Source organism: Pseudomonas sp. 31-12, from assembly GCF_003151075.1.
GTDB lineage: Bacteria > Pseudomonadota > Gammaproteobacteria > Pseudomonadales > Pseudomonadaceae > Aquipseudomonas.
Map to the genome: position 1 here is coordinate 3,117,576 of NZ_CP029482.1, position 22,934 is coordinate 3,140,509.

The 22,934-nt window shown below is 61.5% G+C and carries 20 protein-coding genes; 9 read left to right on the forward strand and 11 right to left on the reverse strand.

Features of this window, described 5'->3' with window-relative positions; translation table 11 throughout:
• Positions 1-153 precede the first annotated feature (153 nt).
• Positions 154-873, reverse strand: coding sequence for a FadR/GntR family transcriptional regulator (locus DJ564_RS14750; protein WP_094467649.1), 720 nt, complete (start codon positions 871-873; stop codon positions 154-156).
• Positions 874-1,058: 185 nt separating this feature from the next.
• On the reverse strand, positions 1,059-2,795 hold the full coding sequence (locus DJ564_RS14755) for an IlvD/Edd family dehydratase (RefSeq protein WP_109630584.1): 1,737 nt from the start codon (positions 2,793-2,795) through the stop codon (positions 1,059-1,061).
• 193 nt (positions 2,796-2,988) lie between these two features.
• Between DJ564_RS14755 and DJ564_RS14760 the strand changes: the two genes are divergently transcribed.
• From DJ564_RS14760 to DJ564_RS14805, 9 genes are all read left to right on the forward strand, one after another.
• Entirely contained in the window at positions 2,989-4,311 is a 1,323-nt protein-coding gene (locus tag DJ564_RS14760) for an MFS transporter (protein ID WP_109630587.1), read from the forward strand.
• Between the two features lie 144 nt (positions 4,312-4,455).
• Entirely contained in the window at positions 4,456-5,448 is a 993-nt protein-coding gene (araD1, locus tag DJ564_RS14770) for an AraD1 family protein (protein WP_109630592.1), read from the forward strand.
• Positions 5,449-5,458: 10 nt separating this feature from the next.
• Positions 5,459-7,039, forward strand: coding sequence for an aldehyde dehydrogenase (NADP(+)) (locus DJ564_RS14775; RefSeq protein WP_109630593.1), 1,581 nt, complete (start codon positions 5,459-5,461; stop codon positions 7,037-7,039).
• A gap of 203 nt (positions 7,040-7,242) precedes the next feature.
• The gene (locus DJ564_RS14785) at positions 7,243-7,539 is read left to right on the forward strand and encodes a DUF5629 family protein (protein ID WP_109630595.1); all 297 of its coding nucleotides are present in this window, start codon (positions 7,243-7,245) and stop codon (positions 7,537-7,539) included.
• On the forward strand, positions 7,526-8,701 hold the full coding sequence (locus DJ564_RS14790) for a lactonase family protein (protein WP_109630597.1): 1,176 nt from the start codon (positions 7,526-7,528) through the stop codon (positions 8,699-8,701). The genes DJ564_RS14785 and DJ564_RS14790 overlap by 14 nt, the downstream gene beginning before the upstream one ends.
• A 155-nt stretch (positions 8,702-8,856) precedes the next feature.
• Positions 8,857-9,036, forward strand: a complete 180-nt coding sequence (locus DJ564_RS14795; RefSeq protein WP_010459844.1) for a hypothetical protein — start codon at positions 8,857-8,859, stop codon at positions 9,034-9,036.
• Positions 9,037-9,246: 210 nt separating this feature from the next.
• Positions 9,247-9,372 (forward strand): hypothetical protein, encoded by a 126-nt coding sequence (locus tag DJ564_RS32400; protein ID WP_255141673.1) that lies wholly within the window; start codon positions 9,247-9,249, stop codon positions 9,370-9,372.
• Positions 9,373-9,487: 115 nt separating this feature from the next.
• On the forward strand, positions 9,488-9,700 hold the full coding sequence (locus DJ564_RS14800; RefSeq protein WP_109630599.1) for a hypothetical protein: 213 nt from the start codon (positions 9,488-9,490) through the stop codon (positions 9,698-9,700).
• Positions 9,697-9,954: a hypothetical protein gene (locus tag DJ564_RS14805; protein ID WP_109630600.1), complete on the forward strand. Its 258-nt coding sequence runs from the start codon at positions 9,697-9,699 to the stop codon at positions 9,952-9,954. The genes DJ564_RS14800 and DJ564_RS14805 overlap by 4 nt, the downstream gene beginning before the upstream one ends.
• Before the next feature lie 153 nt (positions 9,955-10,107).
• Here the strand turns inward: DJ564_RS14805 and DJ564_RS14810 are convergent, their stop codons facing one another.
• The 9 genes from DJ564_RS14810 to DJ564_RS14850 form a co-directional block, all read right to left on the reverse strand.
• Positions 10,108-10,704, reverse strand: coding sequence for a glutathione S-transferase (locus tag DJ564_RS14810; protein WP_109630603.1), 597 nt, complete (start codon positions 10,702-10,704; stop codon positions 10,108-10,110).
• The gene (locus DJ564_RS14815; protein WP_109630606.1) at positions 10,701-14,342 is read right to left on the reverse strand and encodes an SbcC/MukB-like Walker B domain-containing protein; all 3,642 of its coding nucleotides are present in this window, start codon (positions 14,340-14,342) and stop codon (positions 10,701-10,703) included. The genes DJ564_RS14810 and DJ564_RS14815 overlap by 4 nt, the downstream gene beginning before the upstream one ends.
• Positions 14,339-15,583, reverse strand: coding sequence for an exonuclease SbcCD subunit D C-terminal domain-containing protein (locus DJ564_RS14820; RefSeq protein WP_109630609.1), 1,245 nt, complete (start codon positions 15,581-15,583; stop codon positions 14,339-14,341). The genes DJ564_RS14815 and DJ564_RS14820 overlap by 4 nt, the downstream gene beginning before the upstream one ends.
• A 249-nt stretch (positions 15,584-15,832) precedes the next feature.
• Positions 15,833-17,473 (reverse strand): BatD family protein, encoded by a 1,641-nt coding sequence (locus tag DJ564_RS14825; RefSeq protein WP_109630611.1) that lies wholly within the window; start codon positions 17,471-17,473, stop codon positions 15,833-15,835.
• The gene (locus tag DJ564_RS14830; protein WP_109630613.1) at positions 17,470-19,206 is read right to left on the reverse strand and encodes a tetratricopeptide repeat protein; all 1,737 of its coding nucleotides are present in this window, start codon (positions 19,204-19,206) and stop codon (positions 17,470-17,472) included. Before DJ564_RS14830 ends, DJ564_RS14825 begins: the two co-directional genes overlap by 4 nt.
• A complete protein-coding gene (locus DJ564_RS14835; protein ID WP_109630616.1) occupies positions 19,203-20,282 on the reverse strand; it encodes a VWA domain-containing protein in 1,080 nt (359 codons plus the stop codon). Before DJ564_RS14835 ends, DJ564_RS14830 begins: the two co-directional genes overlap by 4 nt.
• Positions 20,275-20,769, reverse strand: coding sequence for a DUF4381 domain-containing protein (locus tag DJ564_RS14840; RefSeq protein WP_109630619.1), 495 nt, complete (start codon positions 20,767-20,769; stop codon positions 20,275-20,277). Before DJ564_RS14840 ends, DJ564_RS14835 begins: the two co-directional genes overlap by 8 nt.
• Entirely contained in the window at positions 20,766-21,710 is a 945-nt protein-coding gene (locus DJ564_RS14845; RefSeq protein ID WP_109630622.1) for a DUF58 domain-containing protein, read from the reverse strand. The genes DJ564_RS14840 and DJ564_RS14845 overlap by 4 nt, the downstream gene beginning before the upstream one ends.
• Positions 21,711-21,715: 5 nt before the next feature.
• Positions 21,716-22,675 carry a MoxR family ATPase gene (locus DJ564_RS14850; RefSeq protein ID WP_003218556.1) on the reverse strand — a complete coding sequence of 320 codons (960 nt, stop codon included), beginning with the start codon at positions 22,673-22,675 and terminating at the stop codon, positions 21,716-21,718.
• Positions 22,676-22,934 lie beyond the last annotated feature (259 nt).

Sequence of the window (22,934 nt, forward strand, 5' to 3'; positions counted from 1 at the left end):
CGCAACCCTGGTTGCGGCTTTTTTTCATCTGAAGATTCACGCCGGCCCCTGTGGGAGCGAGCCTGCTCGCGATGGCGGTCTACCAGCCAACATCAATGTTGAATGTGAAATTGCCATCGCGAGCAGGCTCGCTCCCACATTGGAGTTGTGGTGTTAGGAGGGATCGGTGCCGAGCACGACGTTCAGTGCACTTCGCGCATCGTCGAGTTGTACGAGAGTGGCATGCCGCGCACCCAGCGCATCACGGTTCTCGATCGCCGTGAGAATTGCCTTGTGCCGAGGCAGCGCCAGTTCATGCAGGTTCGGCCGCTGGTTGGAATGCTTCAGCGCTTCAGCAATCGCCACCGACAGCATGTTGCACAGGTTGGCCAACAGGTCGTTGTGGGTCGCGTCGGCAATGCGGCTGTGGAAATCCAGGTCGGGCTGCAACAGCGCTTCAGGCGTCGGCGCGGCTTCCATGCGCTGGTAGGCTTCGCCGATGGAGGCGATGTCGGCGTCGGTGGCGAATTGCGCAGCGAGGGCGGCGGCAGCGGGTTCGATGATGCTGCGCACGCTGGTCAGCAAATCGAAGAATTCATTTTGCGGGCTGCTTTGCATCAGCCAGTGCAACACATCCGGATCGAGCATGTGCCATTCCTTGCGCTGCTTGACCACGGTGCCGACCCGGGGGCGGGAATACACCAGGCCTTTGGCAACCAGCACGCGGGTGGCTTCGCGCAGCACCGGGCGGCTGACCGCGTACTCCTCGCACAGCAGGGCTTCGGCGGGCAGTTTGTCACACGGCTTGAAGCGCCCGGAAACGATCTGCATGCCCAGTTCCTGGACGATGCGCGAGTGCATGCTTTTGCGGTCGGAGGGTTTGCGGTAATCCATGGGGAACGGCGCGATCCTGTGCGATGGAGATGCCGCGCATGATAGCAGGCGCGGCGCAATCTTGAGGCAAGTGCAAATCAATGTGGGAGCGGGCTTGCTCGCGAAGGCGGTGTGTCAGTCAACAAAAATGCTGAATGCACTACCGCTTTCGCGAGCAAGCCCGCTCCCACAGGGGACTGATGTGATTAGTGGGAGTGGCGGGGCACTTCGGAGCCGCGGCAGCCGACCAGGAAGTCGAAATCGCAACCCTGATCCGCTTGCAGCACATGGTCGATGTACAGCTGGCGATAACCGCCCACGATCAGATTTTGCGGCGGTTGCAGATCAGCCATGCGCGCCGCCAGTTCCGCATCCGGAATATCCAGGTGCAAACGCCCGTTGGCGCAATCGAGCTCAATCCAGTCGCCTTCCTTCACCGTCGCCAAAGGCCCGCCGGCCGCTGCTTCCGGGGCAACGTGCAAAACCACCGTGCCGTACGCCGTGCCGCTCATGCGTGCGTCGGAAATGCGCACCATGTCCGTCACGCCCTGAGCCAGCAGCTTGGCCGGCAAGCCCATGTTGCCGACTTCAGCCATGCCCGGATAACCCTTCGGCCCGCAGTTCTTCATCACCAGAATCGAGTTGGCATCGACGTCCAGTTCCGGATCGTTGATCCGCGCCTTGTACATGTCGAAGTTCTCGAACACCACGGCACGCCCGCGATGTTGCATCAGTTCGGCACTGGCGGCGGAAGGTTTGAGCACCGCACCGAGTGGCGCGAGGTTGCCGCGCAGCACGCAGATGCCGCCGTCGGCGCGGATCGGGTTGTCGAGGGTGCGGATCACTTCGTCCTGACCATAGATCGGCGCGTCCTTGGTGTTCTCGCCGAGGGTCTTGCCGTTGACGGTCAGAGCGTCCGGGTTCGGAATCAGATTGGCTTCACCGAGGCGGCGCAGCACGGCAGGCAGGCCGCCGGCGTAGTAGAACTCTTCCATCAGGAAACGCCCGGACGGTTGCAGGTCGACGATGGTCGGCATGCCGCGGCCAATGCGGGTCCAGTCGTCCAGGTCCAGTTCGACGCCGATGCGACCGGCGATGGCTTTCAGGTGGATCACGGCGTTGGTCGAGCCACCGATGGCGGCGTTCACGCGAATGGCGTTTTCGAAAGCTTCCTTGGTCAGGATCTTCGACAGCCGCAGATCTTCGCGGACCATCTCCACCGCGCGCATGCCGGACATGTGCGCCAACACATAACGCCGTGCATCCACTGCGGGAATCGCCGCGTTGTGGGGCAGGGAAGTGCCCAGTGCTTCGGCCATGCAGGCCATGGTCGATGCGGTGCCCATGGTGTTGCAGGTGCCGGCCGAACGGGACATGCCGCCCTCGGCCGCGAGGAAATCGTCAATCGTTATGGTGCCGGCTTTCACCTGTTCGCTGAGCTGCCAGACCACCGTGCCGGAGCCGATGTCCTGGCCCTTGTGCTTGCCGTTGAGCATCGGTCCGCCGGTGACCACGATCGCCGGCACGTCGCAACTGGCCGCGCCCATCAGCAGTGCCGGGGTGGTTTTGTCGCAACCGGTCAGCAGGACCACGCCATCAATCGGGTTGCCACGAATCGCTTCTTCAACGTCCATGCTCGCCAGGTTGCGGGTGAGCATGGCGGTGGGGCGCAGGTTGGATTCGCCGTTGGAGAACACCGGGAATTCCACTGGAAAACCACCGGCCTCGATCACGCCGCGTTTGACGTGTTCCGCGATCTGGCGGAAATGCGCGTTGCACGGGGTCAGTTCCGACCAGGTGTTGCAGATGCCGATGATCGGCTTGCCGTGGAACTGGTGGTCGGCGATGCCCTGATTCTTCATCCAGCTGCGGTACATGAAGCCGTTCTTGTCGGCGGTGCCAAACCATTGGGCGGAACGCAGGTTGGGTTTCTTATCAGACATGATCGATTCTCTTATTGTATGACTATATTGTTCGAGCTAAGGCGTAACATAAGCTCAAATTTGCCGATTTGGAAGTGTTGTTGGGTAATTAGTATTACTATATAGTCGCTTTCAACGGAGGGATGGCCCTGGCGGTTTTCAGCGAGAGGCGTCCCCCGAGGTTCTATAAAAACAACAATCGGAGACCGATCTCATGAGCCAGGAACTGCGGCTTATTCGTCGCATCACGCTGAAACTGATTCCCTTCCTGATCCTGCTGTACCTGATCGCCTATGTGGATCGCTCCGCCGTAGGGTTCGCCAAGCTGCACATGGGCGCCGACATTGGCTTGGGTGACGCGGCTTATGGCCTTGGAGCAGGGTTGTTCTTCATTGGCTACTTCTTGCTGGAAATCCCCAGCAACCTGATGCTCGACCGCTTCGGCGCCCGGCGCTGGTTTGCGCGGATCATGGTCACCTGGGGCGCCATCACCATCGGCATGGCCTTCGTCCAGGGGCCGCACAGCTTCTATGTCATGCGCTTCCTGCTCGGCGCGGCCGAAGCCGGGTTCTTCCCGGGCGTCCTCTACTACATCACCCAATGGTTCCCGGTTCGCCATCGCGGCAAGATCCTCGGGCTGTTCATCCTGTCCCAACCTATCGCGATGATGATCACCGGCCCGGTGTCCGGCGGCTTGCTCGGCATGGATGGCATCCTCGGTCTGCATGGCTGGCAGTGGCTGTTCATTGTCATCGGCACCCCGGCGATCCTGCTGACCTGGCCAGTGCTGCGTTACCTGCCGGATGGTCCGCAACAGGTGAAATGGATGGACCAGGCCGAGAAAGACTGGCTGACCGGTGAGCTGAAAAAAGACCTGGAAGAATACGGCCAAACCCGCCACGGCAATCCGCTGCACGCCCTGAAAGACAAACGCGTGTTGCTGCTGGCGCTGTTTTATCTGCCGGTGACCTTGAGCATTTATGGCCTGGGCCTGTGGTTGCCGACGTTGATCAAACAGTTTGGCGGCACTGACCTTGTGACCGGTTTCGTGTCATCGGTGCCGTACATCTTCGGGATCGTGGGGTTGCTGATCATCCCGCGCAGTTCCGACCGCTTGAATGATCGCTACGGCCATTTGGCGGTGCTTTACGTGCTGGGTGCTATCGGTCTGTTCCTCAGCGCCTGGCTGACGGTGCCGGTGCTGCAACTCGCGGCGTTGTGCCTGGTGGCGTTTGCGTTGTTTTCCTGCACCGCGGTGTTCTGGACCTTGCCCGGTCGTTTCTTTGCCGGGGCGAGTGCGGCGGCAGGGATCGCGTTGATCAATTCGGTGGGCAACCTGGGCGGCTACATCGGCCCGTTCGTGATTGGCGCGCTGAAGGAATACACCGGCAACCTGGCTTCGGGGCTGTATTTCCTGTCGGGGGTGATGGTGTTCGGGCTGGTGTTGACTGGCGTGGTGTATCGGTTGCTGGAGCGCAAGCATGTGCTGGCAGCGGATCAGTTTGCAGCCAGCGCTCGCGGCGCGACCCGTACCTGAGGATGTACACCGATCAACTGTGGGAGCGAGCCTGCTCGCGATGACGGACTGACATTCAACGCTGATGTCGGATGTGACGGCCTCATCGCGAGCAGGCTCGCTCCCACAGGGAACAGCGGTGATTTGAATAAACAGGAGAATTTCATGCGTTTGGTTCAATTCGAGTTAAGTAACGGCGAGCGTCGGGTGGGCGTGGTCGAGGAGGGGCTGATCCGCGAAGTGCAGGACGCGCGAACGGTGCGGGACCTGGCTCTGGCGGCGATCGAGGCGGGCGTCAATCTTGAGCAGCAGGTAAAAACCCTGGGTCTGGGCATCAGCCATGACTACGCGGACCTGCTGGCCCAACTGCGAATCCTGCCACCGCTGGATCACCCGGACCCGGCGCACATGCTGGTCAGCGGCACCGGCCTGACCCATCTGGGCAGCGCTTCGGCCCGCGACAAAATGCACCAACAGGCCGGCGACGAAGCCGCGATGACCGACACCATGCGCATTTTCAAATGGGGCGTGGAGGGCGGTAAGCCGGCGGCTGGTCAGGCCGGCGTGCAACCGGAGTGGTTTTACAAGGGTGACGGCAGCATCGTCGTGCGTCCGGGTCAACCGTTCCCGCTACCGCCGTTTGCCGAAGACGCGGGTGAAGAGCCTGAACTCAGTGGTCTTTACGTCATCGGCCACGACGGCAAACCGTATCGCCTCGGTTTTGCGGTGGGCAACGAGTTTTCCGATCACGTCATGGAGCGCAAGAATTACCTCTACCTCGCACACTCGAAACTGCGCAGTTGCAGCTACGGTCCGGAGCTGCGCGTCGGCGAACTGCCGCAGCATCTGGCCGGCACCAGTCGCATCCTGCGTGACGGTGAAGTGCTGTGGCAGAACGAGTTCCTCAGCGGCGAGGCCAACATGTGCCACAGCCTGGAAAACCTCGAGTACCACCATTTCAAGTACAGCCAGTTCCTGCGTCCGGGGGACGTGCACATCCATTTCTTCGGCACCGCGACCCTGTCCTTTGCCGACGGCATTCGCACCCGGCCGGGTGACGTGTTCGAGATCAGCCAGGCCGTGTTCGGCGCACCGTTGATCAACGGGATTGCACCGGTTGAAGCAGCGTTCGAGCCCGGCACCGTCGGCACTCTTTAAGGAGACATACATGACCCAGATACTTGGTCACAACTACATTGGCGGCCAGCGCAGCGCTACCGGCACCCTCAAGCTGCAGAGCGTTGACGCCAGCACCGGCGAAGCCTTGCCTCATGATTTTTTCCAGGCCACGCCTGAAGAAGTCGATGCCGCCGCCAAGGCTGCCGCCGCCGCTTACCCGGCTTATCGCAGCCTGAGCGCCGAACGTCGCGCGCAATTTCTCGATGCGATTGCCGATGAACTCGACGCCTTGGGCGATGACTTTGTCGCAGTGGTCTGCCGCGAAACGGCCTTGCCTGCCGGACGTATCCAGGGTGAACGCGGGCGCACCAGCGGCCAGATGCGTCTGTTCGCCAAAGTGCTGCGTCGTGGCGATTTCTATGGCGCGCGAATCGATCAGGCATTGCCGGATCGCCAACCGCTGCCCCGTCCGGACCTGCGCCAATACCGAATCGGCCTCGGGCCTGTCGCCGTGTTCGGCGCGAGCAACTTTCCGTTGGCCTTCTCCACCGCAGGCGGTGATACCGCGTCGGCGCTGGCCGCCGGTTGCCCGGTGGTGTTCAAGGCTCACGGTGGCCACATGGCCACCGCTGAACAGGTGGCTGATGCGTTGATTCGCGCGGCGGAAAAAACCGGCATGCCGGCCGGGGTGTTCAACATGATCTACGGCGGCGGAGTCGGCGAAGCGCTGGTCAAGCACCCGGCGATTCAGGCGGTCGGTTTCACCGGTTCGCTGAAGGGTGGTCGTGCGTTGTGCGACATGGCCGCCGCGCGTCCACAACCCATCCCGGTGTTCGCCGAGATGTCGAGCATCAACCCGGTGATCGTGTTGCCCCAGGCACTGGACGCTCGGGCAGACACCGTCGCCCGTGACCTGACCGCTTCGGTGGTACAGGGTTGCGGACAGTTCTGCACCAATCCCGGTCTGGTGATCGGTATTCGCTCGCCGCAATTCACCGCGTTCGTGCAACAGGTCGCGGGGCTCATCGGCGATCAGCCGGCGCAGACGATGCTCAACGCCGGAACCTTGAGCAGCTATGGCAAAGGCCTGCAAAAACTCCTCGCTCACCCGGGCATCGAGCACCTGGCTGGCAATCCGCAGCAAGGCAATCAGGCGCAACCGCAGTTGTTCAAAGCCGACGTCAGCCTGTTGATCAATGGCGATGAAGTGCTGCAGGAAGAAGTGTTCGGCCCGACCACGGTGTTCGTCGAAGTGGCGGATCAGGCGCAACTCAGTGCCGCATTGAACGGCCTGCACGGGCAGCTGACGGCGACGATCATTGGTGAACCGGCGGACTTCGAACAGTTCAGCGAGTTGACGGCATTGCTTGAGCAAAAGGTCGGGCGGATCCTGCTCAATGGCTATCCGACGGGTGTGGAAGTCTGTGATTCGATGGTCCACGGCGGGCCGTATCCAGCGACTTCCGATGCGCGTGGCACGTCGGTGGGCACATTGGCGATTGATCGGTTCCTGCGTCCGGTGTGCTTCCAGAACTATCCGGACAGTTTGCTGCCGGAACCGTTGAAGAACGCCAACCCACTGCGCATCCAACGCCTGGTGGACGGCAAGCCATCCCGCGACGCCCTCTAAAGGCTGAGCACACAACCCCTGTGGGAGCGGGCTTGCCCGCGAAGGCGGTGTATCAGTCAATACATGTGTCGACTGACACTCCGCCTTCGCGAGCAAGCCCGCTCCCACATTTGTCCTGCGTTGTGTCCGAGTTTTGTGGTCGGCGCTAGGGCGCTGCCACATTGAGCTATCATTGCGTCTTTCCCATTCAAAGATTGACTGCCATGACTGCCGTAGCCGACACCTTGATCAACGCCCTCGAACACTGCGACATGCTGGAAATCGACGGGCTGCACGCTTTCGATTTTTCCCTCGATGAAGACGATAACCTGCACATCGAATGCATGGACGGACGAGCGCTCAAGCGTTGGGAGTTCAGCATTGCGCAGATCACGGCGGCGACTTTCGATACTGCTTTGAAAAGCTGGATCATTACCGGCGATTCCGGTGAGCATCGACTGGTGCCTATGGAGGCGTTCGGCGGCGGTGAAGACGAGGAAGAAGGAAATGAGGATGCATAAGCTCTGGCCACTGTTGATGGCCGGCAGCCTCGGCGCGATGGGCATTGAGGTTGCATCGGCCGACGACTATCAGTTGCTGGTCGGTTCGTACACGGCGGGGCAGAGCGAGGGAATTTATCGTCTGGACTTCGACAGCGCCACCGGGCAGATCAACCCCAAGCCGTTGCAAGTGGTCACCAGTGAAAACCCGTCGTGGCTGACCGTTTCCAAGGATCAGCAGCGCCTGTTCGTGGTCAACGAAAATGGCCCGGGCCAGAAAGACCCGGTCGGGCGCGTCAGCAGTTATGCGATCGATCCCAAGACCCATGCACTGAGCCTGATCAATCAGGTGCAGAGCCTGGGCAACGAGCCGACGCATTCAAGCCTCAGCGGTGACGCCAGCCATCTGTTCGTCAGCAATTATTCCGTGGTTGAAGACCCGGGTGGCACCCTGGCGGTGTTGCCCGTGGGCACCGATGGCAAGCTCAAGTCTGTGGTGCAGATGAGCAGTCACCCGTCTAGCCGGGTCAATCCCGAGCGGCAGATGTCGGCGCATGTGCATTCGACGGTTTCGTCGCCGGACGGCAAGTTTGTATTCTCCAATGACCTGGGCGCTGACAAGATCTTTGTCTACCGCTTCGATCCCAAGGCTAATCCGGAGTTGCCGCTGATTGCCGCCACCCCGGCGTCCGTCCAGTTGCCAGCCGGCAGCGGGCCGCGTCATTTGCTGTTCAGCGCCGATGGCAAACATGCCTGGCTGACCATGGAAATGAGCGCGCAGGTTGCGGTGTTCGATCACCAGAACGGCAAGCTTGAGCAAACCCAGATGGTTGATCTGGCGGCGGGGCAGCCCACGTCCGACAAGGCCGCTGCTGCGCTGCACGCATCGGCCGATGGCAAGTTCCTGTACGTCAGCAACCGCGGCACTGCCAATCAGTTGCTGGTATTTGCCATTGATCCTGCGAGCGGGCATCTCAAGGAGCTGCAGCGTCGTTCGGTGGAAGGTGATCACCCGCGCGAATTCAGCCTCGACCCGAGCGGCAAGTTTTTGCTGATTGCCAATCAGAAGAGCAACCAGATTGTCGTGGTCGAGCGCGATGCCAAGAGCGGTCTGCTGGGTAAAACCGTGCAGAAACTGCCGATGGATGCCCCGAGCGACCTCAAGTTCCTGGTGCGTCAATAGGCCGCAGGCCCCGGTTGATGGGGCCTGCATCCTTGTATTAATGAGACTGATATCTGCTAATGCTACAAAAGATTTCAAGGCGTCAACCTCGAAGGTTAAGTTTGCTTCACGGCCCCACCGGGCAAGCAAGCCAACTGAATCCGAGGAATACCGCCATGAACTTCAATCTCTTTTCCATCATCGCCGCATCCGCCATCTCTGCCACCGTCGCTCTGCCAGCCAGCGCCAACGTTGAAATCAGCGACAAAAAATCCCACGCCCAGAGCTACACCCAGAAATACCTGCAACAGAGCGCCAACTTCTACGCGGCACTGGATCACAAGACCCAAGCCTGAAATTCAAGCCCTGCACCTTTTATGCAGGAGCGAAGTCACTTGCGCCGATCGGGCTGAAAAGCGTCGAGAAACCTGAGTGATGTCGCTCCTGCATAACGCGTTTACGACAGCATCACATTGCCATCAATCAAGCGCTTGATATCACATAGCCACACGTTTAGATTTGACGCTGCGTTTTTGACTCCTTTTCCAATAACAAGGATCGACAGCATGGCGATGCGTCTGGCAGTGGTTCTTCTGTTTCTGTATTCCACCCCCATTCTTTCGGCTGCCCAGCCCGTTCCAGACGAGCCGGATGCGGCCCGTGAGCGCTTGATGAGTTTTATTGAAGACTGAAATAGACTGGCTTAATGATTAATGAAGCTGATGGTTACTATGGAAAACCCTGAGTGGTTGTCACAGCTTTTTTGATCGATTCTGTGGGCTCTGAAACATGCCCACGGAGAACACCATGGCCAGCTCAATCATCACTTCTGCCAAATACGGCGCCTACCTGGCCATAGGTCTTTACGTGGCCCTGGTACTGGTCGTCAGCATTTCGGCGCAATCGCAGCACACGTTTGAAGCACCCGTTCAGGTCGCTTATCCCGCCATCCAGTTCGAACACCGCGCTCAAAACGTGGTGGTCGATCACGAAGACTTGGCGGGAGCGGCAGGGGCATGAAAGGGGGCAAACTCTGGGTCATCGCCTTCCTGGCGTTCATGACCAATGGCTCTTCCCTGTTGGGGATAGGGCAGGGCTCGGCGGGTTCCGTTGCACGGTCCATCGAAGCCAATCACAACCTTGCGCGTAATATTGAAACCGCAAAAGCTCTGGGCTTGCTGGCCGGCAATCCGCCCATGAAACGGCAAGACGATTTCTTCGGGCCGTTCCAGGTGGATTGCTCCGTTCTGGAAATGTGCGAAGTGTTCGCCTAAGAGCTGCAGGCCAGAGAGATCCATTGTGGCGAGGGGGCTTGCCCCCGTTCGGCTGCGAAGCAGTCGTCAATCCTGCAAACTCTATGCACCTGAAGAAATGTAGGGTGCCGCTTCGCGGCCCAACGGGGGCAAGCCCCCTCGCCACAGGGATTGTTACTTGGCCATGATTGCGATGAACAGTTCCGACTCCAGAAACCGCTGCAACCACGCCTGCAACCGCACGTAAGGCGTCTGCCCGAACCATTCGCGATCAACATGGGCGAACTGCCGTATGAACGGCATCAACGCCACATCCGCCAGGCTCGGATGCCCGGCCAGCAAGTAATCGCGCCCCTCCAGCAATTCATCCAGCTTGCGCAAGAACACCTCGCCCGCCGCACGATAGGCTTCCATCGGCTGCTCCGGGTAACGCTCGGCGTACTTGTAACGATTCAGATGCACCTTGAACGCCTGATCGTTCTCTTCAATCAGCGCGGCGATGTGCGCCTGTGCGACGGGATCATCCTTGAGCAACCAATCCTGCGGATCATTCTGCGCCAAGGCCCAGCGCATGATCGCCAGGCTTTCATCGATCACCTGACCGTCGACACTCAGCACCGGCACCGTGCCCTTGGCCGACAGCGCTAGCATCTCGGCAGGTTTGGCCTTCAGGCTGACCTCGACAATCTGCACGGCAACGCCCGAATAGCGCAGGGCCATTCGCGCTCGCATGGCGTAAGGGCAGCGGCGGAACGAATACAGCGTATTCATTTCACCTCCAGGGTGCTCAGGCCATTGCCCTGGCGGTGGACCTGGATCTGCACCGGAATCCGCTCATGCATTTCCTGCACGTGGGAAATCACCGCGACCTTGCGGCCCTGGGCCTGCAAGCCATCCAGCGCATCCATGGCCAGTTGCAGGGACTCCGGATCAAGGCTGCCGAAGCCTTCGTCGATGAACAGCGATTCGATTTTCAGTGTGCTCGACGCCATCGACGCCAAGCCGAGCGCCAAGGCCAACGACACCAGGAACGTCTCGCCGCCCGACAACGAATGCACCGAGCGCAGCTCATCGCCCATCTCGGTGTCCATCACCAACAACCCGAGCATGCTGCCGCCGCGTTTCAGGCGATAGCGCCGCACCAGTTGCCGCAATTGCACGTTGGCGTGATGCACCAGCAAGTCGAGGTTGTAGGCCTGGGCGATCTTGCGGAACGTGTCGCCAGTCGCCGAGCCAATCAACGCATTCAATCGCGCCCAGCGCTGGTATTCACTGTAGGCGTCGGCGATCTGCTGCGCCAGGGCCTGATTGGCGTTCTGCCGACGCTGATCCTCGGCCTGTTCGGCACGCAGTTCGGCGCAGCGGTGTTCGCTGGCGGCGAACAGGTTTTGCAGGTCTGTCAGGGCCGTGGCGAGTTGCTCGGCGTCGAGATTACCGTTGTGTTGCGCCTGATGATTGAGCAGGCGCTGATCGCGCTCCTGCAATCGCACGTTGGCCTGCTCGATGGCTTTTTCGCTTTGCTGCAAGTGCTGCCGCAGTTCGCTGACGTGCTGATCGTCGACACTCAACAGTGCTTCCAGCCCGCCGTCATCCAGCTCCGGATGCAAGGCCCGCCAGTCGGCGATCTTCGCGCTCAGTTCGCGATCCTCGGTTTCCAGGGCCAGCAGACGCTCGTGTTTGGCTTTGAGTTCAGCGGCCAGTTCGACTAACCGTGTGTGCACGGTTTGCAGTTCCTGATTGGCCGTTGCCTGGGCAGTGCGCGCCTGTTCGACGGCTTGATCCAGTTGCTGCTGCCAGTGTTCGGCGCTGCTGTGTTCGCCCAGCCATTGCGTCAGCTGTTGCTGGCAAGCCTGTTGCTGCTCGGCGAGGACGGTGAACTGTTGCTGAGCCGCTTCCAGTGTCTGGGCGCGGGCCAGTTGGCGGTCCTGTTCTTTTTCCAGTGTCTGTTGGCGTTGTTGCTGTTCACCGAGTTCATCGCGTTGCTGGTCGAGTTGCTCCAGACGCTGGGCGATCTGCCGGTCAAGCTGCATGAAGGTCGCAGCCGGTTCGTTGCGCAAGGCCTCCAGCGTATCCGCCGGAAGCAGGGTGCTGAAGGCGCCCAACTCTTCGTCGAGACGCTGGCGATCACTGCTCAGCTCACGCTGCTGATTGCTCAGGTGCTGCGTCGCTTGCAGGCTCGCCGCTTCGGCACTGCGCAGTTGCTGCTGTAGGCGAGCCGCGTCTTGTTGCAGGGTGAGCAGGGCAGTTTGCCGTTGTTCATCCTGGGTGATGCTCTGGTTCAACTGGCTGTTTTGCTGCGCCAGCCAACCGTCGCGTTTGCTCGCGTCCTGCGCCAGCAATTGCGTGGACAACGGATGCGCTTCGAGGCTCGGCGTCAGGCCTTGTTGCTGGGTGGCGAGTTGTTCTTGTTGCTGCAACAGTTCTTTTTGCTGAGCGATCAAGCCGCCGACTTCGCCGCGTAAATCGGTGAGTTTTTCTTTGAGCAGGTCAACGGCTTTCTGCGCATTTGCCTGTTCGCTTTCATCGTGGCGACCGAGGCTTTGCAGCAACGCTTCGGGCTGATGATAAGGATGGTCGGGGCTGCCGCAGACCGGGCACGGTTGATCGTCCTGCAACTGTGCGCGCAATTCTTCGACACTGGCGCTGCGGGCCAGACGCTGACGCTCCAGCAGTTCGCGAGTGACGGTGAGGGTCTGTTCGGCGACGACCAGGTCGTTCTTGGTTTTCACGCCGTCCTGGGTCAGGCGATCACGTTCCTGCTGAGCGCGGAGCTGGCGTTGCGTAAGCTCCGCGCCGCGCTTGTCGATCTCTTGCTGGCTGGCCCACAGCCGGGTCAGTTCTTCGAACGCTCGCAGCTGTTTGCGGTTGTCCTGCAACAGCGTGCCGAGCAGCTGGATCTGTTCGGCCACGGCCCCGGGTTCGGCACCGGCCTCTTTGTAGAGCACTTCCAGATGCTGCTTTTGAGCCGTCAGTTCTTCGCTCGCGCGGGCGGCGCTTTGCTCCAGGGCAGCCAGTTCAGCCTGGCCCTTGTTCAAGCGATTGCCTATCAGCATCAGCTGTTGCAGGCGATCACGGTAGGCGTTCCACGCCTCGCTCAGCGGCGCCAGATGGGTGCTTTGTTCAAGCTCCCCGGCAATCCGCTCCAGACGTGCAGCCACCTGCTTTTGTTGCTCAAGCAGACCCTGAATCGTGTTCTGCCCTTGAGTGCTGGCCAATTCCGCTTGTTGTTTGAGGTCCGCACTCGCGCTGGCGTCTTTGATCAGCCGGGCGAGGGTGCTTTGCGCTTCAAACGCCTGTCGCAGCAGCGGAGCCTTTTCGGTGTGTTGGCGTTGGGCTTCGACCAGCGCGGTCTGCGCAGCGCTCAAGCTCTGTTCGAGTTGCGTCTGACGCTCGTTCAACTCCGCTTGCTGCTGGGTGTGTTGCTGAATCTGCGCCGCCAGCGGGGTGAGCTGGGCGGTGAGTTCGGTCTTGCGGGCGAACTGGTGCCGTTGCGGGGCCAGTTGCTCCAGGCGCGTCAGCTTCAAGCGTTCGCCGGCCAGGCTTTCCCAATGCTGCCGGGCGCTGGTCAGTTGCTCGGTGGCGCTCTGTTGCTCGTCCTGCAATTGACGCAGGTCCTTGAGCCAAGTGTGCTGCAATTCAAGCTGTTTAAGCTGCGACTGCTGGGTCTTGAGTTGCTGCTGCGCTTCGTTGAAACGTTCATCCAGCTCGGCCCGAGCCTCGGTGGACAGCGGCGTCACGCCCGTGGCCTGATCCTGCAACAGCTTGTGCGCTTCGCGGGCTTCTTTGGCTTTGTCGAACGCGCGGCGACCGAGGCGGGTGTACAGCGCGGTGTCGGTGAGCTTCTCCAGCAGTTCGCTGCGCTCGTTGTCGTTCGCCTTGAGGAAGGCACTGAACTCGCTCTGGGCCAGCAGCACGGCGCGGGTGAACTGTTCGAAGTTCAGGCCCAGCACGGCTTCAAGCTGGGTTTTGAACTCGACTTTCTGACTGGCCAGCAACTGATCCTGATCGATGTCGCGCAGACTCTGACGGCTGGCCTGCAGCTTGCCGCCAGCCTTTTCGCGCGCGCGATTGGCTTCCCAACGCGCGCGGTAACGACGGCCGTCGATGCCGACGAAATCCACTTCGGCATACCCTTCGCCGGTGCCACGACGCAGCAAGGTGCGCGGGTCACCGGTGCTGATTTCGCCATCGGCGTCCGGCGCCTTGGCCGACACCTGAGCGTTACTCAAGCGCGGCACGGCGCCAAACAGGGCGAGGCACAACGCATCGAGCAAGGTGCTTTTGCCAGCGCCTGTCGGCCCGGTGATCGCGAACAGACCGGCACTCGCCAGCGGTTCAGCGGTGAAGTCGATTTCAAAAGGTCCGGCCAGGGAGGCGAGGTTTTTCAGGCGGATCGCGAGGATCTTCATGGTTGTTCGCTCTCCATTTGCACATCCTGCAACAGCTCGGCAAAGTCCTTCAGCGTCTGCTCATCGACCTCGCTGCCGTAGCTGTCTTGCCAGGCGCGACTGAACAATTCCTGTGGTGTGAGCTGGTCCAGTTCAATCAACGTGGTGCCGTCATCGACGCCCTCGCGACTGCCGTTGCCGGCGTACTCGGCGGCGATGCGCACCAGGCGCACGGCTTTGCCTTGCAGCGCGCTTTCTACTTGATGGCGCAAGTCGGGTTGCGGTTCGTCGAGCCGCACACGAACCTCAAGCCACGGCTGGCGCTGGATGTCGGCGAGCAAATCGATGTTCGGCAAGTCGGCCAGTTGCAAGAGGATCTCGGCCAGGGGCGCCGGGCCGATACGTTGCAGGTTGACCGCGCGGGGGATCAGTTTCGGTTCGACGCTGACCAGGGTTTCGCCGTCGAGTGTGACGTCGAGAATCTGATGCTGATAACCGATTTCGGAGAAAGACAACGGAATCGGCGAGCCGCTGTAGCGGATGCGCTCTTCACCGTTGACCTTCTGCGGCTTGTGCAAATGGCCCAGCGCGACGTAGCTGATGCTCGGCCCGAACAGACTGGCAGGCAGGGCTTCGGCATTGCCAATGATCAAACTGCGCTCGGAGTCTTCCGACACGGAACCACCGGCCATGTGCGCATGGCTGATGGCAATCAGTGCCTGGCCCGGCTTGCGTCTGGCATTGGCCGCTTCAATCAGCCATTCATGAACCTGACCGATGCCGCGCAGGTAGTTGTCGCCCAACTGCGCGCCGGTCACTTCGGCAGGCCGCAAAAACGGCAGCGCCAGGCACCAGCCGGCAATTTCACCGCTGGCATCCGGCAGCGGTAGCAACAGCCGTTCGGAATCCAGTTGGCCGTCATCCAGCCACAAGACTCGGCCCAGTGCGTGGGTGCGCAAACGGCGCATCAACGGCGCAGGCAATTCGATCCGCGAGCCGGAGTCGTGGTTGCCGGCGATGATCACGATGGTCAGCAACGGTTGCTGCTCGTGGGCGCTGACGATGAATTCGTAGAGGCGTTCCTGGGCTTTGACCGGCGGATTGACCGTGTCGAAGATATCGCCGGCAATCAACAGCACATCGGGCCGGTCCAGCTTCAGCTGGCGCAACAGCCATTCAAGAAAGCAGGCGTGCTCGAAATCGCGTTCCTGGCCGTGCAGGTTCTGCCCAAGGTGCCAGTCGGAGGTGTGAAACAGACGCAAGGCGAACTCCGTAGGAAATAAGGTAATGGCCGCGTGGAAAATGATGGCGGCGAAAGGGGAGAGAGTTTACTGGCAAACACAGTTGATCGCCCGATGGATCTGATCAATCTGCTGACCTGTGGCGAGGGAGCTTGCTCCCGCTCGGCTGCGCAGCAGTCGTAAAATCGGGCGACTCGGTGTGTCAGAAAGATTGAAGGGGGCTGCTTCGCAACCCAGCGGGAGCAAGCTCCCTCGCCACAGGGGCCAGTATTACTTCGGGTAAAGCGGCGGGAGGCCACTGTCCCCCACCGGATCCTGAACCCGCTCGGCAATGGGGATCGCCTTGATTGCCCGCCACAGTTCTTCGCCTTGCCAGTGCTGGCCAGTTTCGCTGTAGAGCGCGCCGTTCAAGCCGTCCAGTGCGTCGGACAGTGGCACGAAGCGGGCGGCCATGTCAGCGAGGGTTTCCGGTTGTTGTCGCGCCCAGGCGTCGAGGGCCTGGCGAGTGGCGTGGGAATCGTTGGCCTGGCAGGCACGCTTGAGTTCGTCGAGGACGGTGCGTGGGCTCGGACCGGTCTGCGCGGCGCGCAGCACCGCCGGTTGCCAGCGGCCACGCCACCAGAGGCCGAAGCCGAGCAGGGTGGTGCAGGCCAGGATCAATGTGCTGAGTTTCCACTTCCACAGGGTTTCGCTGTCGACGCCGGCATTCACTTGCGTGGTGCTCATCGGTGTATCGACTACCAGGCTTGGATTGCTCGCCACTTGCAGGCTTCGGGCCGGCAGGCTGCTGTGTTCCAAGTGATCTTCGAAGGTGTTCCACCAGACCACTTCCACCGCCGGCAACTCGATTGCACCACTGCGGCCCGGTACCAACGCTTCGCGATCTTCACGACTGCCGATCAAACCGCGCTCGGTGCTCTGGTTGCTCAATACCGGTTGATCCGGGTAGCGCCGCAGGCCGTTGACGTCTGTGGCGGGCAGCGGCGGCAGTTGTGAGCTGGCCAGGCCTTCGGCTTTCAAGGTCAGGCTGCGGGTCAGTGAATCGCCCACCTGCGCATGGTCCGGCTCCGGGTTCCAGCTTTCGCTCAGGCTCAGGCTACGGGCCGGCAGCCACGGCAGGTCGGCCGGGTACGTAATGGGTTTGGCCTTGACCGTCAGCAGAATCGGGGCGGAGCTGACACGCATCAGTTTCCCGGATTTCGGCGCCTGACTGGCGGCGTCCTGGGCGGGCTGCGCGTCGACGAGCGTGGCACTGAAGATCTGCGCTGGAATGGTCAATTCGCCGCTGTGTTGCGGGTAGATCGCATAGCGCATTTCGATCACGCCATGACGCAGAGTGTTGATGACTTTCTCGTACGTGCGCGACTCGCCCAGTTGTTCGATGCGCGCATCGGGAATCTGCAGCGGGGTCAGGCTGCTGTCGTCGTACAGCGACACCGAATGGTAGATGCGCAAGGTCAGGATGGCCTGTGCCTGCACGTACACGCTGGTCTGGTCGAGGCTGGCGTCGATGAACACCGGGGCCAGTTTATTCGCGGTGTCCTGGGTTTCGCTCTCGACCACTTGCACGGTGATCGGCTGGCTCTGGACGTCGCCCAGCTGCAACGGTGGAATCGTCACGCTGCCGTTTTCCTTCGGCAGCAACGTGATGATCCAGCGCGTGGTGGCGCGGTTGTCGCCGTTCAGGGTGGTCAGTTGGTTGACCTGGCGGGTGCCGCGCACTTCGAACAGTGGCTCCAGCGGCGCCAGGTCAGGCTTGCCGAACTGCGTCACGTCGTTGGATTCCAGGGTCAGTTCGACCGTCTCGCCAGAGTTCAGGCGACTGCGATCGACACTGGCGACCAGCGCTGCCGCCTGGGCCTCAACGGTGCTGAACAACAGGGCGAGTATGAGAAGGGTGAAGCGGGTCATCGCGTTTTTTCCTGATCCTGATGTTGTTGCTGTTCGTACCAGAATTTGCGCCTGAGCAATTCACCCGGATCATCGGGGATCTTGCGCAGCCATTGCTCCAGCGCCTGACGCTGTTCGCCATCGATATTGTCGCTGGCCGGTCGCATCGGAGGCGTGGTGGTTTGCTCGTCCCCCAATTCGCTGCCCGGGACTTCATTGGCACCCGGTTTCGGCGGCGTTGTCGCCTGCTGTCCGGCGTCCGGCGTGGTCTGCTCGGTATCGGATTTTGGATGGTCGTTGTCCGCCGGTTGTGTAGCAGACCCCGGTGGCGGTTCCTGCGCGTTGGTCTCGGGTTCGTCATCGGCGGATTTCTGCGGCTCGACCGGCGGCGCGTTTTTCTGCTTGAGCAGGCTTTCTACCAGTGCCTTGTTGGTCTGCGCCGGGCGCAAATCAGGCTGGCGTTCCAGCGCCTGATCGTAGGCGTCCAACGCCGCTTCCAGCTCACCGCTTTTGGCCAGGGCGTTGCCACGATTGTAGTGGGCGTGGGCGTCATTGCCTTTGGCGAACCGCTGGGCGGCGCCGCTGTAGTCACCGGCCTCATACAGCGCCACGCCTTGCCATTGCGGATCTTCAAAGTGCTGCGAAGCCTTCGCCGGATGGCCTTGCCTGAGCAAATGCAGGCCTCGCTGATCGGGGCGCAACCACAGATCTTCGAAGTCGAACGCATAGCTCGGTTGCGGCAGCAGGAACAGCAGCGGCAAGCAGAACAACCAGCCACGGCGACCGGCACAAGCGGCGAGCAGCAACAGCGGCAGCAGCAACCAGTAACCCTGATCGGCCCAGGTGTCGAGGTGCAAGGTCTGGCCGTCGTTGCGCAGGGTGCGTGGGCCATCGAGCAGGCCGAGTCCGCGCAGATCGGCATCGTCCAGACGCGCCGGGCGATAGTCTCCGCCGAGGTCGTTGGCAAAGGCCTTCAGGCTTGGGCTGTCAAGACGGGGCACCAGAATCGCGCCCTGATCGTCCTTGAGGAAACTGCCGTCCTCCTGAGCGACCGGCGCGCCTTCGGCGGTGCCGATTCCGAGCATCAGAAACTGCGTCGATTTCCTCTCCAGCACCTGGCGAATGCCTTCACGTTCCAGGTCCGTCAGGGTTGAACCGATCAACAGGATCCGGCCTTCACCCAAATCGCCCTGATTCAACAGCGCCAACGCCTTGGTCACCGCGAGATCGGCACGATGCCCGGCCTCGGGCATCAGCGAAGGCTTGAGCGCGTCCAGCAGATTACGGCTGGTCGACAGGTCATCCGACAGTGGCACCAAAGTGTGCGCGCTGCCGGAGTAGACGACGATGGCGGTCTGGGCGTCGCTGCGGGCTTGCAGCAGGTCCAACAGCTTGCGTCGGGCCTGTTCGAGTCGGTTCGGCGCAACGTCGGTGGCGAGCATTTCCGGCGTCAGCTCCAGCACGACCACCAGCGGGTCGGCGGGTTTCTGGCTGAGTTGTTCGACGCGCTGCCAACTCGGGCCCAGCAAGGCCAGAACGGTCAGCACCCACGCCACGCCGAGGACGACCCACGGCAGCTTGCTGTCGCGACCGTTTCCACCGCTCAGCAGGGCGGCATGAAAGGCCGGTGGCAAGATCATCTGCCAGCGCCCTGCGCGTTTTTGCCGGTGCCAGAGTTGCCAGAGCAGCCAGCCCAATAGCGGCAACAACAGCAGCCACCATGGGCGGAACCAGTACGGCCACAGCGCACTCATCGGCGCCTCCGCAGACGCAGGCGTTTGAGCCGCTGGCGCCAATCAGGCAGTTGCGTTTGCAAAAACAGATCCTTGGTAAACAGCCGTTGCAACGGGTTATCCGGCCAGCGCTCGCGCACCACCAGCAACATGCTCAACAACAATGCCAGCGCCAGAGGCCAGTGATACAACGCTTGCGCCGGGCGGGCCTGGGTCGGTTGTTGAGTCACCGGCTCGAGTGTGTCGAGGGTGTCTTTGATCACCTGCAGTTCTTTGCCATCGTGGGCGCGGAAGTACTGACCGCCGGTGGCTTGGGCGATGGCCTTCAGCGCCGGTTCGTCGAGGTCCAGGCTCGGGTTGATCCCGAGGAAGCCCAGGGTGCCGCTTTGCTCCGGGTCGGCGCCGATGCCGATCGGGTAGATTTTTACGTCTTCTTTGGCCGCCAGCCGAGCCGCGGTGAGCGGGTCGATTTCACCGCCGTTGTTGGCGCCGTCCGTGACCAGGATCAGCACGCGGCTCTGGGCGGGACGCATGCGCAGGCGTTTAAGGGCCAGGCCGATGGCATCACCAATCGCGGTGTTCTTGCCGGCGATGCCGATGCGCGCTTCGTCGAGCCACACCCGCACGGTGCGTCGGTCGAACGTCAACGGTGCTTGCAGGTAAGCCTGGCTGCCGAACAGGATCAGGCCGACACGGTCGCCGTCGCGACTTTCCAGGAAGTCACCGAGCAAATGCTGGACCAGCGACAGACGGCTGACGTCTTCGTCGTGCCACTGCATGTCGGGGGAATCCATGGAACCGGACACGTCCACGGCCACCAGCAGGTCGCGGCCACTGGCGGCAATTGGCAGCGGATCGCCCAACCATTGCGGGCGCGCTGCTGCGATCAGCAACAACAGCCATAACAGAATGAACGGTGCTTGCTGGCGCCAGGCCGGCAGGTTGGCCCGGGCGCGGCGACGGGCCAGGCCTTCGAGGTCATTGAGGAAACTGACTTTGAGCGCCGGTTCGCCACTGTCGGCCACCGGCAGCAGGATGCGCATCAGCCAGGGCAGCGGCAGCAGGGCAAAGATCCACGGCCAGGCGAACTCAAACATGTTTGCGAATCCAGGTATCGACGGCCTGAGTCAGGCCGGCGATGGCCTTGTCGTCGAGTTTGCATTCGGGTTTGTAAGCGCCTTCGACCAGCACCATCCAGCGGGTCAGGCCGGCGGCCGGGCAGCGGTTGTCGAGGAACGCCAGCCATTTGCGTCCATTGAGCGTGTGGCTCTGGCTGTAAGGGTAATGGTTGCGGCACAGGCGTTTGAGCAAGCCGTTAAGCTGTTGCAACCAGGCGCCGGCCGGTGCGCCGTCGTAGGGTTTCGGCATCAGCGCCAGTTCCGCCAGTGCGGCGATACGCACCGGATCCAGCGGTTGTTCGGCACGGACGATCGGGCGTTTGTCCGGAATGAAGCGCCGCGCCTTCCACAGCCCGAAACCGATCAGCGGCAGCAACAACAGCAACAGCCACCAGCCAGGCGCGGGGGGCCAGAACTCGATGGGAGGCGGGGAGATCAGCGGTTGCAGTTGATCGAGGCTGCTCATCGACCTTTCCCCGGTTTTTGTGGGTTCAGGTATTCGCGCAGTTGCTCGACCATCTCACTCTGGGTGCTCAACGGCATCAGCAACACACGGAGCTTTTGCGCGAGCAATTCCCAGCGGGCAATACGCGTTTCGGCCTGGGCGCGGTAGGTCTGGCGCAAGTCGAAATTCAGCGTGTCGAGTTCGAGTTGCGCACCACGTTCGGCGAAGCGAAGCAGCCCGGCGGCGGGCAGGGCGTGGTCCAGTGGATCGGACAGTGGCAGCAGCAACAGGTCGCAATGGCGTGATAACAGGCTCAGTTGCTGTTCAGAACCTTCGGTCAACGCACGCTCATCACAGATCACGATCACCAGACTGCCGGGGCGCAGCACTTCCCGTGCACGACGCAGGGCCAGATTCAGGGAGTCGCGGTTCTGCTCGCTTTCGGTGTGCAGCGACTGATTGACCCGCACCAAGCGGTTCAGCAGCTGCAGCAGGCTTTGTTTGCTGCGCCGGGGCTTGATCTCGTAGTGCTCGTTATCGCCGAACACCAGCCCGCCAACCCGGTCGTTATGGCCCAGGGCGGCCCAGCCGATCAGGCTCGCCGCCTGGGCGGCAAGTACCGATTTGAACATCAGCCCCGAACCGAAAAACAGCCGACGGCTTTGCTCGACCATGATGAAAATCGGCCGCTCGCGTTCTTCGTGAAACAGCTTGGTGTGCGGTTCCTGGGTGCGGGCGGTGACGCGCCAGTCGATGGTGCGCACGTCGTCGCCGGCCTGATAAACCCGCACCTGATCGAAGTCCACGCCGCGGCCGCGCAGCTTGGAGTGGTGCAGGCCGATCAGCGGGCTGCGCTGGCTCGGCGTGGAAAACAGCTGCACTTCGCGCACGCGATGGCGCATCTCGATCAGCTCGGCGAGGCTGACGCGGATGCCCGGCTCGGGCGGCAGGAGGGCGTTCATCGGGGTCAAGCGACGGCTACGACGTCGAGAATCCGCTGGACCACCCGGTCCTGATCGATGCCAGCGGCTTCGGCTTCAAAGGAAAGAATGATGCGGTGGCGCAATACGTCAAACAGCACCGCCTGGATGTCTTCCGGGCTGACGAAGTCGCGACCGGCCAGCCAGGCGTGGGCCCGGGCGCAGCGGTCGAGGGCAATCGAGCCTCGCGGGCTGGCGCCATAGGCGATCCACTCGGCCATCTCCGGATCGAACTTGGCCGGGGTGCGCGTGGCCATGACCAGTTGCACCAGGTATTCCTCCACGGCGTCGGCCATGTACAGACCGAGGATTTCCTTGCGTGCGGCGAAGATCGCCTGCTGGCTGACCCGGCGCTCGGGCTTGGTTTCGCCGTTCAGGGCTTCGCCCCGGGCCTGTTGCAGGATCCGGCGCTCGACGGCGGCGTCCGGGAAACCGATTTTGACGTGCATCAGGAAACGGTCGAGCTGGGCTTCGGGCAACGGATACGTGCCTTCCTGCTCGATCGGGTTTTGCGTGGCCATCACCAGAAACAGTGGCGACAGCTCGTAAGTGCTGCGTCCAACGCTGACCTGGCGCTCGGCCATGGCTTCCAGCAGTGCTGATTGAACCTTGGCCGGGGCACGGTTGATTTCGTCCGCCAGCACCAGGTTGTGGAAGATCGGGCCTTGCTGGAACACGAAACTGCCGGTTTCCGGGCGATAGATTTCCGTGCCGGTGATGTCGGCGGGTAGCAGGTCGGGAGTGAACTGAATGCGATGGAACTGGGCTTCGATGCCTTCGGCGAGTTCTTTGATGGCCTTGGTCTTGGCCAGCCCCGGTGCGCCTTCGACCAGCATGTGGCCGTCGGCGAGCAAGGCGATGAGCAAGCGCTCGATGAGTTTTTCCTGGCCGAGAATCTGCGTTGAAAGAAAGGTTCGCAGCGCTAGCAGCGCTTCACGATGTTCCATCGATGACTGTTCCTGGAAAGGGTGACCGAAGACGTTCGAATAACGCCAGGGCTGGGGGCGTTACTTTAATGCATCGCGGGGGGCGGCGACTAACGGCATTTTGTGCAAAGTGTGGGAAATGGTTGGGGAAATTGTTGGAGATTTGTACGGGCGGGGTATTGCGGTGGCCTTTTGGACGCCTTCGCGGGCAAGCCAGCTCCCACAGGTGACCGCATCGTTTGATTGAAATGCGATCAATGTGGGAGCGGGCTTGCTCGCG

Coding starts and splice junctions, on each gene's coding strand:
- DJ564_RS14750 (WP_094467649.1), bottom strand. CDS start 873: ATGGATTACCGCAAACCCTCCGACCGCAAAAGCATGCACTCGCGCATC.
- DJ564_RS14755 (WP_109630584.1), bottom strand. CDS start 2,795: ATGTCTGATAAGAAACCCAACCTGCGTTCCGCCCAATGGTTTGGCACC.
- DJ564_RS14760 (WP_109630587.1), top strand. CDS start 2,989: ATGAGCCAGGAACTGCGGCTTATTCGTCGCATCACGCTGAAACTGATT.
- araD1 (WP_109630592.1), top strand. CDS start 4,456: ATGCGTTTGGTTCAATTCGAGTTAAGTAACGGCGAGCGTCGGGTGGGC.
- DJ564_RS14775 (WP_109630593.1), top strand. CDS start 5,459: ATGACCCAGATACTTGGTCACAACTACATTGGCGGCCAGCGCAGCGCT.
- DJ564_RS14785 (WP_109630595.1), top strand. CDS start 7,243: ATGACTGCCGTAGCCGACACCTTGATCAACGCCCTCGAACACTGCGAC.
- DJ564_RS14790 (WP_109630597.1), top strand. CDS start 7,526: ATGAGGATGCATAAGCTCTGGCCACTGTTGATGGCCGGCAGCCTCGGC.
- DJ564_RS14795 (WP_010459844.1), top strand. CDS start 8,857: ATGAACTTCAATCTCTTTTCCATCATCGCCGCATCCGCCATCTCTGCC.
- DJ564_RS32400 (WP_255141673.1), top strand. CDS start 9,247: ATGGCGATGCGTCTGGCAGTGGTTCTTCTGTTTCTGTATTCCACCCCC.
- DJ564_RS14800 (WP_109630599.1), top strand. CDS start 9,488: ATGGCCAGCTCAATCATCACTTCTGCCAAATACGGCGCCTACCTGGCC.
- DJ564_RS14805 (WP_109630600.1), top strand. CDS start 9,697: ATGAAAGGGGGCAAACTCTGGGTCATCGCCTTCCTGGCGTTCATGACC.
- DJ564_RS14810 (WP_109630603.1), bottom strand. CDS start 10,704: ATGAATACGCTGTATTCGTTCCGCCGCTGCCCTTACGCCATGCGAGCG.
- DJ564_RS14815 (WP_109630606.1), bottom strand. CDS start 14,342: ATGAAGATCCTCGCGATCCGCCTGAAAAACCTCGCCTCCCTGGCCGGA.
- DJ564_RS14825 (WP_109630611.1), bottom strand. CDS start 17,473: ATGACCCGCTTCACCCTTCTCATACTCGCCCTGTTGTTCAGCACCGTT.
- DJ564_RS14830 (WP_109630613.1), bottom strand. CDS start 19,206: ATGAGTGCGCTGTGGCCGTACTGGTTCCGCCCATGGTGGCTGCTGTTG.
- DJ564_RS14835 (WP_109630616.1), bottom strand. CDS start 20,282: ATGTTTGAGTTCGCCTGGCCGTGGATCTTTGCCCTGCTGCCGCTGCCC.
- DJ564_RS14840 (WP_109630619.1), bottom strand. CDS start 20,769: ATGAGCAGCCTCGATCAACTGCAACCGCTGATCTCCCCGCCTCCCATC.
- DJ564_RS14845 (WP_109630622.1), bottom strand. CDS start 21,710: ATGAACGCCCTCCTGCCGCCCGAGCCGGGCATCCGCGTCAGCCTCGCC.
- DJ564_RS14850 (WP_003218556.1), bottom strand. CDS start 22,675: ATGGAACATCGTGAAGCGCTGCTAGCGCTGCGAACCTTTCTTTCAACG.